The organism is Paraburkholderia podalyriae, from assembly GCF_014397785.1.
Lineage (GTDB): Bacteria > Pseudomonadota > Gammaproteobacteria > Burkholderiales > Burkholderiaceae > Paraburkholderia > Paraburkholderia podalyriae.
Genome location: NZ_VZQQ01000017.1, coordinates 83,829 through 96,163 on the forward strand (window position 1 = coordinate 83,829; position 12,335 = coordinate 96,163).

Consider the following 12,335-nt stretch of genomic DNA (forward strand, 5'->3'; position numbering starts at 1 on the left):
ATGCGCTCGCCGCCCGGCGGGGAATGGAAGACGGTTGCTTCCGGAAACTTCCCGCGCCGGTATTACCCGGATCGGGTGCAAAGGGTGTCTCTCAGCCTCGCCGCCCCGGCATGAAAGTCATGCCGCCTGTGGGCGAAGCACCCCTGTTTCGTCGCAGGTCATTAGACCATAAAAGGCGCAGCGCCCGCAAACCAGCGGTCCGCCGTCGCTGGCGCGATTTCGACCTGGCACCGTCCACCGTGATGCCGATGCGAAGCGGGCCGGCGCTCTGGCACAATGCCGTGATCGGTGCCGCGAAAACGCGGCGCGCGCGGCGCTGGTGGCCGCATGCGTGGCGGCGGCACCCGGGCGGGCACCGGCCCCGAAAATTAATTTTCGCTTAAGGGCGTCACGCCAGAATCGGGCGCCCGTCCGGACTCGCGTTCATCGAGCGCGATGGCGCGATGCCCGGCCAGGCATCGCAGACCCGCCGCAGCGGTGGCCCCGCAAAAGGGGCGGCTGTTCGCGGGATCGCCCGACATGGGTCAACCAGATCGGACCCGCACGCCGGATCGGCACTTCGGGTCAGCACTTCATCAGGACGCTCATGACACCACATACTTCCGCCAGCCCCGCGCTGCCGCCCGACGAAAGGGTCTCCGCCTGGAGCCTGATCAAGCCTTACTGGGTTTCCGAGGAACGAGGCATCGCGTGGGGGCTGCTCGTCACGATCATCGTGATGAACCTGCTCGTCGTCTGGATCAACGTGCGCCTGAATAGCTGGAGCAGGGACTTCTACAACGCGCTGCAGGCGAAGAACGTCCACGACTTCCCGCACCTGCTGATGATTTTTACCGGGCTCGCGTTCGGTTTCATCATCCTCGCTGTATATGGGCGCTATCTGCGCCAGATGCTCGGCTTTCGCTGGCGCCAGTGGCTGACCACCCGCTACCTGAACGAGTGGCTCGACGACAGCGCGTTCTACCGCATCGAGCGCGACCGTCTCGCCGACAACCCCGACCAGCGGATCAGCGACGACCTGCAGTCGTTCGCGACCACCACGCTGTCGCTGACGCTCGATCTGCTGTCGACCGTCGTCACGCTCGTGTCGTTCATCACGATCCTGTGGTCGCTCGCGGGCGCGTTGAGCATCTCGCTCGGCGGCATGCCGCTGCAAATCCCCGGCTACATGGTGTGGGCCGCCGCGCTGTACGCGGTGGTCGGCTCGCTCATCACGCAGAAGGTCGGCCATCCGCTCGTGTCGATCAACTATCAGGCGCAGAAAGTCGAGGCCGATTTCCGTTTCGGTCTGATCCGGCTGCGTGAGAACGCCGAGCAGATCGCGTTCTACGACGGCATGGAAACCGAGAAGACGAATGCGCGCACGCTGTTCGGCCGCATCCGCGATAACTGGTGGCAGGTGATGAAGTACACGAAGCGCCTGACCTTCGTGCTGAGCTTCTACGGCCAGATCGCGATCATTTTCCCGATCGTCGTCGCGTCGCCGCGCTACTTCGCGGGCGCGTTCACGTTCGGCGTGCTGATGCAGATCTCGAGCGCGTTCGGCACCGTCAGCGATTCGTTCTCGTGGTTCATCAACAGTTATACGAGCCTCGTCGAATGGCGCGCGACCGTGAACCGGTTGCGCGAATTCAAGCGCGTCGTGCATTCGCCGCGTCTGAAAGAGTCGGTGTCGCCGGCCACCGAGCATGGCGGCATCAACCTGCATTTCGTCGACAGCAATACGCTGACTACCGACAGCCTCAAGCTCGCGCTGCCGAATGGCAACCCGCTGTCGCGCATCCGCGATATCGCGATCCGGCCGGGCTCGCGCTGGCTCGTGCGCGGTCCGTCGGGCGCCGGTAAGAGCACGCTGATGCGCGCGCTGGCGGGCCTGTGGCCGTTCGGCGACGGCTCGATCGACGCGCCGGTCAACGCGCGCATGATGTTCATTCCGCAGGTCAGCTACATGCCGATCGGCACGCTGAAGGCGGCGCTCGCATATCCGTCGGCGGCGAAGGCCTATGGCGACGACGAATGCCGCGACGCACTGGTCACCTGCCATCTATCGGAATACGCGGACCGTCTGCAGGAATCGGGGCACTGGACCCGCGTGCTGTCGCCGGGCGAGCAGCAGCGCTTCGCCGCCGCGCGCGTGCTGCTGCACAAGCCCGACTACCTGTTCCTCGACGAAGCGACCAGCGCGCTCGACGCGGAAAACGAGGCGCGGCTCTATCGGCTGTTCACGGAGCGACTGCCGAAGGCTGCGATCGTCAGCGTTGCGCATCGCGAATCGCTTGCGGCGTTCCATGACGAAACGCTCGACGTCGAGCGTTCGTCCGAAGCGGTAGCGGCGTGAGCGACGCGAGCGGCGCCCACGTCAGCGCGGCGCACGGCGCCGCTCCTCGCGCCGCGCTGATCACCGGCGAGGGTTCCGGCATCGGCGCAGCGCTCGCGCGGCCGCGTACGTCGAAGCTCGCCACGTCACCGGCCAGGTGATTCACGTCGATGGCCGCTTGACGCCCGGTTAAGCATCACCTTGGCGCCGGGGGACCAGCCGGGGCAACATCCGGAAAGACACGAGAAGAGTTCGAAAGCATTTGCGAAGCGTGCAAGCTGTTCCGCGCTTTGAAAATGCCCGCGAGCGGCGACGATAGCCGTACGGGCCGCGCGATGCGCCGGCCTTCGTTGATGTCAGTCACGTCTTTCATCGCAACCGCTCTCCGGACTCCACGCCCATGTCACTCGCTCGCCGTGTTTCACCTTTGCTCCCGTCTTTGCTCCCGCGCATCGCGCTCGCCTGCGGCGCCGCGTTGCTGTTCACGAATGCCGTCGATGCCGCGCAAACGACCGAGCAGAACCAGCCCGCCGACATCTGCGCCGCGCTCACGCGCATCGTCGATGCGAGCGATTTCCGGCAACTGCCGCGCGAGAGCGCCGCGCAATTGCCGGGCGTCTCCAATACCGACGATTGCCGCGCCAGCCCCCACGCGTACGACTGCCACTGGCGCGCGCACTGGCAAGCCGACGGCATGATCAACGATCCGCTCGAAGAACTCGGCGCCGACATCGCCGCCTGCTTTCCGCGGGTCGTGCACGACGTCAATACACCGGTGCGCCAGCATTTCGTCGTGACTACCGACGCGCGCCGCGTGAACGTCACTGCGAGCGTGCAAAGGCAGAACGAACTGCGACTGCGCGTGACGCGCTAAGCGCGCGGCCGTCGCTGCCCTTGATGACCCATCGCTTTTTGTGACCGGGATCGGGCGCTGCCTCATGACCTCGTCGCCGACCGTGCGCGCGCCAGCGGCAACCAGGCGTTCGCGCCTGTGCCCGATTGCGGCGGCGATATGCCGGCGCCGTTGCGCGCGAGCCGCCGTCGCCGCCTTCGCCGCGACGCTGACGCTCGCGCTCGATGGCTGTGCCTGGACGCTGATCCAGGCCGCCGACGCCACCGGCTCCGTGATCCAGGCCGGCTACGCGATTGCGTCGAACTACTCGTCGCCGACCTTCGTCAACGGCCGGCCCGTGGATGTGCAGCACGTATGCATCGAAGTGAACCCGACGGTGTCGGTCGGCGATTTCGTGCCAGCGCTGCAGCTCGCGCTCGAGCGGCGCGGCATTCGTTCGGACGTCTACAATCCGGGCACCTCACCGGCTGGCTGCGAAGCGCGGCTCGTCTACAACGCCGCGATCGACTATGGCCGCCGCTCGTTCAGCGACGAATCGATCCAGTATCTGTCGATCATCGATCTGACACTGATCCAGAGTGGCCGCATTCTGGTCACCGCGCGCTATCAGACCGGCGGCCTGAACACCGACCGTTTTTCGTCGGCCTCGGTGAAGCTCGGCGGACTGATCGAGCGGATGGTCGTCGACCGTACCGTTTTTGCGCGGCCACAGCAGCAACAGCAGACGCTGCAAACCTCGCAGGCCTTCCCGCCAACCAACTGATACCCACGGCCTTGTTTTCGCTTGCACCGCCTTTCACCGGAAAGGATTGGAAAGCGGTATGCGCTTTGCGCGGCCCGCGCGCATCACTAAGATGACCTGAATGAACCAGACCATCCTGATCGTCGATGACGATCCCGTCGTACGCGAACTCGTCAGTGAATATCTGCACGGTCGCGGCTTCAAGGTCGCCACGCTCGAAAATGGCCTGGCGTTGCAGCGCAGATTGCAGCAGCAGCGTCCCGCGCTCGTCGTGCTCGACATCATGATGCCGGAGCTCGACGGCATCAGCGCGCTGCGCGCCTTGCGTGTCGCCGGCGACGACATTCCCGTGATCCTGCTGACCGCGCGCGCCGATCCGATCGATCGCGTGATCGGCCTCGAACTCGGCGCCGATGACTATCTCGGCAAGCCTTTCGAACCGAGTGAACTCGTCGCGCGGATTCGCACCGTGCTGCGGCGTCGCGGCTCGATCGCGCCGGGCGCGCCAGAACAGCGCGCGCCCTACCATTTCGGCCGCTTCGAAGTGAACTTCCCCGCGCGCGAGCTGCGTCGCGACGGCGAACGCATCACGCTGCGTTCGAGCGAATTCGCGATGCTGAAGGTGTTCGTCACGCACGCGATGACCGTGCTCACGCGCGCGCAACTGCTCGAAAAACTGCACGGCAATAGCGAAGCGCATCGCAATCGCAGCCTCGACGTGTCGATCTGGCGTTTGCGCCGATTGATCGAAGTGGACCCGTCGGAACCGCGCTACGTGCAGACCGTGTGGGGACGCGGCTACGTGTTCGTGCCGGACGGCGAGATCGGCGCGGCCGAACGCGGGCTTGCGCCGCCGCTCGGTTAGCGGCGCCTGATGGTCGAAGCCGGTTGATGCGGCCCACGCGTCGCACGCGACCCGCGCGACCCGCGCGACCCGTGCGTCGCACGGAACGGGCAACGCGGCGCCGCGCGCACCGCACTGACGCGGCTGACGCTCAAAACGTCAGCGCGCTCAGAAACATCCTCTGCAGCCAGCCCATCGTCGTCGCATCGTTCACCATGCCGAGGCCCGCCTGTTCGATGCGCGCGTTCGCGACCTTGCTCGACGCGACGTAATTGCCTGCTTCGATATCCTTGGGATTGACGATGCCCGACAGCCGCAACCGGTCGCGGGTCCCGCTCATCGCGATCAGCTTCTCGCCCGACACGACGAGATTGCCGCCCGATACCGTGCCGATCACGGTCACGGCGAGCGTGCCCGTCATGCCGCTGATGTCGCTCAGGCTGCCCTGTCCTTTGTAGTCGGTGCTGGCCGAGCCGATGTTGAACAGTTTCGCGAGCCGCGCGGCGGCATTCGTCGACTGGTCCGCCGCGGTCGCGGTGATGCTGCTCGCGCGGTTCGCCGATGCGCTCGCGCTGTTGTTGCCGCTATACGATTCCGAGAGCCGAATCGTCAGTACGTCGCCGATGTGCTGCGCGCGCGGCGCCTCATACAACAGCAGCGGGGCGCCCGCCTGATAGATCGCGCCTTGCGTGTTGACGTTCAACGGCGCGGACGCCAACGGCGGCGCCATCGGCGTTTCGACGATCGACCTGGTCTGCGTGCTCGAACAGGCCGCGAGACAACTCGCGGCGCCGAGCACGAGGATGAGACGTAGCGCGGTCATGCGGGCTCCGTGGCGATAAGGATGAAATGGAATTGAAGCAAGGCGGCGCCAGCCGGACACCACCCGGTTTCGGCGTTGGAATCGCACCGATGATCAGACCTGCCAGGCAATCGTCAGCCCGCGTCGGCGCCGCTCGCCTGCCACTGCCGCACGACCGCCTTCATCCACGCATCCGAGCCCTTCAGCAGATACGTGAGCGTGCCGTTGCGGCTGCCCGGCAGGAAGCACAGCGTGATCGAACTCACCGCGTTCTCCCATACGTACATCGGCATCGCGCCCGGCGCCGCCGCGTTGCGCGTCGCGAGACGCGGCGGCCCGTAACGGTCCTCGAGCGCGTCACGCAGATCCTCGGCGGTCGGCTCGTCGATCACGAACGACATCTCGTAGAGACGCAGCGCGCCCTGGCCGTCGATGCGCGTGAAGCGCATCACATGTTCGAGCGCCGGCGTGCCATCGACCACCGCCTGCGACACCGCCCAGCGCTCATCGTCGCGATGCGCCCAGCGGCACGCGACGCTCAGGCTATCGTGCGACTTCAGCCGCATGCCGAGCGCACCGGCCTGCACGTCCGTCTCGCAGATCGGCACGCTGCCGACCGGCGTCGCGCGCACGCTCGAGCCCGCGCGGAATTCGTCGATCGTGATGCCGAGCGCGACGCCGCGAAAGGAAAACGGTGCGTCCCGCGAGCGCCGGCGCGTGTCGGTGGCAACGCTATTCGATGCCGCGCTAGCCGCCTTCGCACTGCGCGCGACGGGCTGCGCATGCGCGTCGCACGACAGCGCACCGCTTAGCAGCACCAGTGCACAAACCATCCGGGTGCGCCTCATGATTCAATCGATCGCGGAAGCGCACATGTCGAAAGGCGTCGCCGCGGCATGGCCGGCGACCGGCAGCACTTTCAGGGTCGCTGCTGTGATCCGGCACGGCAGCGCCGCGGCGCCGCAGCCACCGAGCGGCAATAGCAACGAGCCGACAACGAGCCATGCCACGACACGCCACCGATGCTCAGGGGTTCTTGATAACGGCACGCGAACCTCGTCAGCTCACGCGGTCGTGTTGACCAGATGGCCGACCAGCCCCGTCCCCGCTGCGGGTTGCGCGGGTTGCGCAAGCGCGGCGTTCTTCTGCGATTTCGGCGCGGCGCCGGTGGAACTGGAGCCAGAACTGGCGGGCTTCTCGGTGGCCGGCGTATTCGCCAACGTGGAGAAAGGCGTGGAACTGAGCGTATTGTGGATCGTCATGATGGGCCTCGCGAAGGCGCGCACTGCGCACCGGTGTCGGTTGAACGCCGCGCGCCGTCGCCCGAGGCTACGGGCCTCGTTCGGCGCGCGGCGCGACGTGCTGCGGAACGCATCATCGCGCCGCGCAAGTGCCGACGATGGGCGAAGCAAAGCACGCTTTCGCGCGGTTGTTACGAACCGTTCCGCGCGCTTGCGGGCGCTTTCGAGTGCTTGCCAACTGTTGTCATCGCGTGCCGGTCGTTGCGGATCGCCGGATCAGGCAGTGCTAAAGTAGCCGCTAAACCTTTGTCGACCTGCCTCCGGCGCGAGCCCGCCAGCGCCACGCGGCACACAGTAAGCGTTGGTAAGGAAATCCGCGGTCGCGCATCGGGCCCGCCAGTCTAGAATTTCGCCATGAATCCACAGGTCCTTATCGTCGACGACGATCCGGTCGTACGCGATCTGCTTTGCAAGTTCCTGCAGTCGAACGGCTTCGATGCGTCCGTGCTGCATGACGGCACTCATTTGCAGCGTCGTCTCGAGCGTGAGCGGCCGTCGGTCGTCGTGCTCGACATCATGATGCCGAACACCGACGGCCTGCGCGCGCTCACCGCGTTGCGCGCCGCCGGCGACGACATCCCGGTGATCTTCGTGACCGCGCGCGGCACGGTGGCCGATCGCATCGTCGGTCTGTCGCTCGGCGCGGACGACTACCTGACCAAGCCGTTCGATCCGCGCGAGTTGCTCGTGCGCATCCAGACCGTGCTGCGCCGGCGCGGGCCGTCCACCACGAGCGCGCCCGAAGCACGCAAGCGCTATCGCTTCGGTCCGTTCGAACTGGACTTCGCCACGCGCTCGCTGAGCCGCGACGACGCCAAGCTGCCGCTGCGCGACAGCGAATTCGCGCTGCTGAAGATCTTCGTCAACAATCCGTACAAGGTGCTGTCGCGCGTGCTGATTCACGATCTCGTGCATCGCGACAACCTCGCGTTCCGCGACCGCAGCCTCGACGTGCCGATCTGGCGCCTGCGCCGCGTGATCGAGGACGACCCGTCGAACCCGTGCTACGTGCAAACGGTGCGCGGCAAGGGCTACGTGTTCGTACCCGACGCCAACGGCGCGCCCTTCGAGGACGAGGCCGCACCCAGCGCATGAAGAATCCGCTGAACACACTGTTCGGCAGAATGGCGTTGCTGTCGGCGGCGGTGCTGTTCGCGATTCAGGCGAGCTGGTTCGTGCTGGTGACGATGCAGCCGCCGCGTCATGAAATCGACGGCTTCGCGCGCGGCATTCTGCTCGTGCTGCAGGCGATCAACGGTGAGCCGATGAAGGGTGCCGCGCTCGCGCCCGCGATGCGCGTGCATCTGGTGCCCACGTGGAACATGCCGACCAGCGTGCATCTGCGCGAGCCGCGCGAGCATATGCTGGTCGAGCTGAGCCGGCATCTGCGCCAGAACCTGCCGGCCGGTACGCAGATCGCCGTCGACGATCTGCGTCCGACGCAACTGTGGGTGCTGTTTCCGGGCAAATCGAATTGGGTCGTCGTGCCGGTCGACCTACCGCCGCCGCCGCGCTTTCTGATCGAATCGGTATCGATGCTGATCGCGGGGCTGATCCTGTCGCTGTTCGCGGTGTGGCAGATGCAGCGGCCGCTGTCGCGCGTCGCCGATGCGTCGCGCGCGTTCGGCTCGGGCGGGCGGCCCGAACCCGTGCCGGTGCAGGGCCCGCGCGAACTGCGCGATCTGATCGGCTCGTTCAACGACATGATGCGGCGACTGAACGAAGCCGGCGACGACCAGGCGGTGATGCTGGCCGGCGTCGCGCACGATCTGAAGGCGCCGCTCACGCGCCTGAAGCTGCGCGCGAGCGTGCTGGTCGATGAAAACGAGCGCGCGGGCCTGATCCGCGACGTCGATTCGCTGACCAACATCGTCCAGCAGTTCCTCGAATTTGCTGGCCAATCGGCGGACGCCGGACCGCCTGTCGAAGTCGACGAGTTTCTACGCGAGCAGTTTTCCTCCGGCGATGACGCGCAGGCCGCTGAAACCACTGAAACCGCGGACCCCGCCGACACCCCGCTGTTCGCGCTCGACCTGCGCGCCGGACCTTCGTTCACGCTGCCGCGCACGCTGCTCGACCGGCTCGTGACGAACCTCGTCGACAATGCGCTCGAACACGGCATGTCGCCGGTGGAAATCTCAACCGCATGCAACGACCGTCATTGGACGATCAGCGTGCGCGACCACGGCCCCGGCATTCCCGACGATCGGATCGCCGCGGCGATGAAGCCGTTCGTGCGGCTCGACGCCGCGCGCGGCGGGGAGGGCCATTGCGGGCTCGGTTTGGCGATCGTCGCGCGGCTCGCGCACGATCGCGGCGGACGCTGCCTCGTGCGCAATCATGCGCGGGGCGGGCTCGAAGTACGCATCGAATTGCCGGTGGACCCGGCGCTGACGTGAGGATGCGTGCAGGCAACGGTGCGCGGACCGGGCCACTTACCCGCCCTTACCGCACCCTCTATCGCGCGGGCAGCGGCCTTATAGTCGCGCCTGGCATTTCTCGATGCCGCCCTTCTCGGTCCGCCAGCCCCTGGGGCGGACTTTTTTTTTGCTGTCGCAAGGCGAGCGAAGCGGCAGTGAAGCGCGGCAGTGAAGCGCGACAGCAAAGCGCGTCAATGCACGAGCCGATTGCGCAGCGCGTCGACCGTCGCGGTAGAAAGGCCGAGGCCTTGCGTCAGGTAGCTCGCCATCGTGCCGTAGCTCGCCTGCACCTGGTCGAAGCCCGCCTGCAGATAATTGTCGTCGACGTCGAACAACGGCGCTCTCGCCGTCGCGATGGCAGCGCCTTCCTGTGCGCGCAAGCTGGTGGTTTGCGCGGCAATCGATGGCGCGAGGTAGACGTTGCTCAGCAGATAGTCCTGCATGATCACGTCGAGCGGCACATTGGCGATGCTGAGCAAAAGCGCCGCGACCCAGCCCGCTCGATCCTTGCCCGCGCTCGAATGGAATAGCTGCGCGCCCGTGCCATTGGCGAGCGCGCCGAGCAAGCCGCCATACGCGGCTCGCTGCGGGCCGCCCGTCACATACGCGCGCGCCTCGGCCTGCATGAACGCGACGGCGTCGGCGGCCGCATCGAACGGGGGTGCGACGAAGTCGTTCGTGCCGAGCACGTTCAGCGTGGAGGATGTCGCGCCGCCCGGCAGCACGTCGGCGGTGCGCGCGATTTCGGCGGGCGTGCGCAGGTCGTAGACCGACACGATGCCGAGCTTGTCGAGCGTCGCCGCGTCCGTGCCGCTCAGCGTCAGCGCGTTCGCGCGATAGAACACGCCGCGCCGCATCTGCTTGCCGTCGACGGTCAGATAGCCGGCGCCCGCGCCGCCGACATCGCGGAAATTGCTGACCGACACGAGGCGCGGCGTGTTCGGCTGATCGGCTTCGAGACTGCCGCCACACGCGGACAGCAGCGAGCTGCCGAAACCCGCGGCCAGCATTGCACCCGCCGAGTTCCTCAGAAAGCGTCGCCGCGCCGCCGACGGTTCGCCCGGCATGCCGCGTTCCACGGGCACGGTCGTGCTCGCAAGGGCGCGGAAAGGCGAACGGTTTTTCGCGGTAACGGACATCGGGGCGACGGGTGCATAGGAGGAATGGTTGGGCAGCCGGGCTGCAGACGCAGTTTAACGTTGACCGGATAAGTTTTGCATTACATCGTAGGGGTTAGTAAGAAAAAAGAGGGACGGTTTGCCCGCCAATGAATGCCGAAAGGATCGGGCCGCGGCGCCGATTTCCATCCGGCGACGAGGCAAAAGAAAACCGGGCTCCCCTGACAGGCGAGCCCGGCTTCTCGTTTTACCGCATCGCTTTACCGCTACAGGCGCCCTTCATGGGGCGCCTTGTCGTCTCCACGTCTTCCTGCAAATCGTGGCCGGAGCGCGCGACCTGGAACACGCTGCGCACGCACCCGCTGAAGACGCTTAACGCGGCAGTTCCGAATGACCCATCAGGAACGCATCGACCGAACGCGCGCACTGACGGCCTTCGCGGATCGCCCACACCACCAGCGACTGGCCGCGGCGCATGTCGCCCGCCGTGAACACCTTGTCCACCGATGTGCAGTACGCCTTGTCGCCCTCGGTTGCGGCGCGCACGTTGCCGCGCGCATCCTTGTCGACGCCGAACGCTTCGAGCACCGGCGAAACCGGCTGCGTGAAGCCCATCGCGAGCAGCACGAGGTCGGCCTTCATTTCGAATTCGGAGTTCGGCACTTCGACCATCTTGCCGTCCTTCCATTCGACACGCGCGGCGATCAGCTTCTCGACCTTACCGTTCTTGCCTTCGAGGCGCTTGGTCGCAACCGCCCAATCGCGCTCGCAGCCTTCCTCATGCGACGACGACGTGCGCAGCTTGATCGGCCAGTACGGCCACACGAGCGGCTTGTTCTCTTCTTCCGGCGGCTGCGGCAGCAATTCGAACTGCGTGACGCTCTTCGCGCCGTGACGGTTCGACGTGCCCACGCAGTCCGAACCGGTATCGCCGCCGCCGATCACGACGACGTGCTTGCCCTTCGCGACCAACTGGTTCGGCATCTTGTCGCCGGCGTTGACCTTGTTCTGCTGCGGCAGGAATTCCATCGCGTAGTACACGCCTTCGAGTTCGCGGCCGGGCACCGGCAGATCACGCGGCGTTTCCGAACCACCGGCGATCACGACCGCGTCGAACTGCTCGTTCAGCTCCACCGGCGTGATGGTTTCCTTCGCGGTGTTGCCGATGTGCGCCGGCAGCGAGTCCGGCTTGCCGATGAACACGTTGGTGCGGAACGTCACGCCTTCGGCCTCCATCTGCCGCATGCGGCGATCGATCTGCCACTTCTCCAGCTTGAAGTCGGGGATGCCATAACGCAGCAGGCCGCCGATGCGGTCGTTCTTTTCGAACACGGTCACGTCATGGCCGGCGCGCGCGAGCTGCTGCGCGGCCGCGAGACCCGCCGGGCCCGAGCCGACCACGGCGACCTTCTTGCCGGTCTTGTGCTTCGGCGTCTGCGGCGCGACCCAGCCTTCGGCCCAGGCTTTGTCGATGATCGCATGCTCGATCGACTTGATGCCGACCGGGTCGTCATTGATGCCGAGCGTGCATGCCGCTTCGCACGGTGCCGGGCAGATGCGGCCCGTGAACTCGGGGAAGTTGTTGGTCGAATGCAGCACTTCGATCGCGTTCTTCCAGTCCTGACGGAACACCAGGTCGTTGAAGTCGGGGATGATGTTGTTGACCGGGCAGCCGTTGTTGCAGAACGGAATGCCGCAGTCCATGCAACGCGCGCCTTGAATCTTCGCTTCGTCATCGGTCAGTGCCGCGACGAATTCCTTGTAGTGCTTCACACGCGTGAGCGGAGCCTCGTACGTCTCGTGGCGACGTTCGAACTCGAGAAAACCGGTTGCCTTGCCCATGTGGTTCTCTTCTCTATCTGTATCTAGGGGTAATCTGGACCCGCCGCGCGTCGATTGGTCGGAACGCGGCGGGTACGTCGTCTAAAGGTGACTTCC

General features: G+C 66.0%; 12 protein-coding genes and 1 riboswitch. Of the genes, 6 read left to right on the top strand and 6 right to left on the bottom strand.

Features of this window, described 5'->3' with window-relative positions:
* Window positions 1-31: 31 nt before the first annotated feature.
* Window positions 32-155, bottom strand: a riboswitch (TPP riboswitch).
* Window positions 156-586: 431 nt separating this feature from the next.
* The 4 genes from F6X42_RS21110 (at window position 587) to F6X42_RS21125 (ending at window position 4,777) form a co-directional block, all read left to right on the top strand.
* On the top strand, window positions 587-2,338 hold the full coding sequence (locus tag F6X42_RS21110) for an ABC transporter ATP-binding protein/permease (protein ID WP_187636077.1): 1,752 nt from the start codon (window positions 587-589) through the stop codon (window positions 2,336-2,338).
* Window positions 2,339-2,717: 379 nt separating this feature from the next.
* Entirely contained in the window at window positions 2,718-3,191 is a 474-nt protein-coding gene (locus tag F6X42_RS21115; RefSeq protein ID WP_187636078.1) for a hypothetical protein, read from the top strand.
* A gap of 64 nt (window positions 3,192-3,255) precedes the next feature.
* Window positions 3,256-3,933: a hypothetical protein gene (locus tag F6X42_RS21120; protein ID WP_187636079.1), complete on the top strand. Its 678-nt coding sequence runs from the start codon at window positions 3,256-3,258 to the stop codon at window positions 3,931-3,933.
* A 100-nt stretch (window positions 3,934-4,033) separates the two neighbouring features.
* A complete protein-coding gene (locus F6X42_RS21125; protein ID WP_187636080.1) occupies window positions 4,034-4,777 on the top strand; it encodes a response regulator in 744 nt (247 codons plus the stop codon).
* A gap of 130 nt (window positions 4,778-4,907) precedes the next feature.
* Here F6X42_RS21125 and F6X42_RS21130 read toward each other — a convergent pair whose 3' ends face one another.
* The 4 genes from F6X42_RS21130 to F6X42_RS21145 all read right to left on the bottom strand — a co-directional run bounded on the left by F6X42_RS21130 (window position 4,908) and on the right by F6X42_RS21145 (window position 6,820).
* A complete protein-coding gene (locus F6X42_RS21130) occupies window positions 4,908-5,579 on the bottom strand; it encodes a flagellar basal body L-ring protein FlgH (RefSeq protein WP_187636081.1) in 672 nt (223 codons plus the stop codon).
* A gap of 113 nt (window positions 5,580-5,692) precedes the next feature.
* Window positions 5,693-6,406, bottom strand: coding sequence for a hypothetical protein (locus tag F6X42_RS21135; RefSeq protein WP_187636082.1), 714 nt, complete (start codon window positions 6,404-6,406; stop codon window positions 5,693-5,695).
* Between the two features lie 3 nt (window positions 6,407-6,409).
* Window positions 6,410-6,568: a DUF6726 family protein gene (locus F6X42_RS21140; protein WP_187636083.1), complete on the bottom strand. Its 159-nt coding sequence runs from the start codon at window positions 6,566-6,568 to the stop codon at window positions 6,410-6,412.
* Window positions 6,569-6,622: 54 nt separating this feature from the next.
* Window positions 6,623-6,820 carry a hypothetical protein gene (locus F6X42_RS21145; protein WP_187636084.1) on the bottom strand — a complete coding sequence of 66 codons (198 nt, stop codon included), beginning with the start codon at window positions 6,818-6,820 and terminating at the stop codon, window positions 6,623-6,625.
* A gap of 393 nt (window positions 6,821-7,213) precedes the next feature.
* Between F6X42_RS21145 and F6X42_RS21150 the strand changes: the two genes are divergently transcribed.
* Together F6X42_RS21150 and F6X42_RS21155 are read left to right on the top strand one after the other, a co-directional pair.
* Window positions 7,214-7,954, top strand: a complete 741-nt coding sequence (locus F6X42_RS21150) for a response regulator (RefSeq protein ID WP_187636085.1) — start codon at window positions 7,214-7,216, stop codon at window positions 7,952-7,954.
* Window positions 7,951-9,258, top strand: coding sequence for an ATP-binding protein (locus tag F6X42_RS21155; RefSeq protein WP_187636086.1), 1,308 nt, complete (start codon window positions 7,951-7,953; stop codon window positions 9,256-9,258). The genes F6X42_RS21150 and F6X42_RS21155 overlap by 4 nt, the downstream gene beginning before the upstream one ends.
* 212 nt (window positions 9,259-9,470) lie before the next feature.
* Here F6X42_RS21155 and F6X42_RS21160 read toward each other — a convergent pair whose 3' ends face one another.
* Both F6X42_RS21160 and F6X42_RS21165 read right to left on the bottom strand, forming a co-directional pair.
* Window positions 9,471-10,346, bottom strand: coding sequence for a tyrosine-protein phosphatase (locus tag F6X42_RS21160; protein WP_187636127.1), 876 nt, complete (start codon window positions 10,344-10,346; stop codon window positions 9,471-9,473).
* 423 nt (window positions 10,347-10,769) lie between these two features.
* Entirely contained in the window at window positions 10,770-12,239 is a 1,470-nt protein-coding gene (locus F6X42_RS21165; protein WP_187636087.1) for a glutamate synthase subunit beta, read from the bottom strand.
* Between the last annotated feature and the right edge of the window lie 96 nt (window positions 12,240-12,335).

Bases quoted from the DNA above. Each gene is read 5' to 3' on its own strand.
- F6X42_RS21110 (WP_187636077.1), top strand. From the start codon at position 587: ATGACACCACATACTTCCGCCAGCCCCGCGCTGCCGCCCGACGAAAGG.
- F6X42_RS21115 (WP_187636078.1), top strand. From the start codon at position 2,718: ATGTCACTCGCTCGCCGTGTTTCACCTTTGCTCCCGTCTTTGCTCCCG.
- F6X42_RS21120 (WP_187636079.1), top strand. From the start codon at position 3,256: ATGACCTCGTCGCCGACCGTGCGCGCGCCAGCGGCAACCAGGCGTTCG.
- F6X42_RS21125 (WP_187636080.1), top strand. From the start codon at position 4,034: ATGAACCAGACCATCCTGATCGTCGATGACGATCCCGTCGTACGCGAA.
- F6X42_RS21130 (WP_187636081.1), bottom strand. From the start codon at position 5,579: ATGACCGCGCTACGTCTCATCCTCGTGCTCGGCGCCGCGAGTTGTCTC.
- F6X42_RS21135 (WP_187636082.1), bottom strand. From the start codon at position 6,406: ATGAGGCGCACCCGGATGGTTTGTGCACTGGTGCTGCTAAGCGGTGCG.
- F6X42_RS21145 (WP_187636084.1), bottom strand. From the start codon at position 6,820: ATGACGATCCACAATACGCTCAGTTCCACGCCTTTCTCCACGTTGGCG.
- F6X42_RS21150 (WP_187636085.1), top strand. From the start codon at position 7,214: ATGAATCCACAGGTCCTTATCGTCGACGACGATCCGGTCGTACGCGAT.
- F6X42_RS21155 (WP_187636086.1), top strand. From the start codon at position 7,951: ATGAAGAATCCGCTGAACACACTGTTCGGCAGAATGGCGTTGCTGTCG.
- F6X42_RS21160 (WP_187636127.1), bottom strand. From the start codon at position 10,346: ATGCCGGGCGAACCGTCGGCGGCGCGGCGACGCTTTCTGAGGAACTCG.
- F6X42_RS21165 (WP_187636087.1), bottom strand. From the start codon at position 12,239: ATGGGCAAGGCAACCGGTTTTCTCGAGTTCGAACGTCGCCACGAGACG.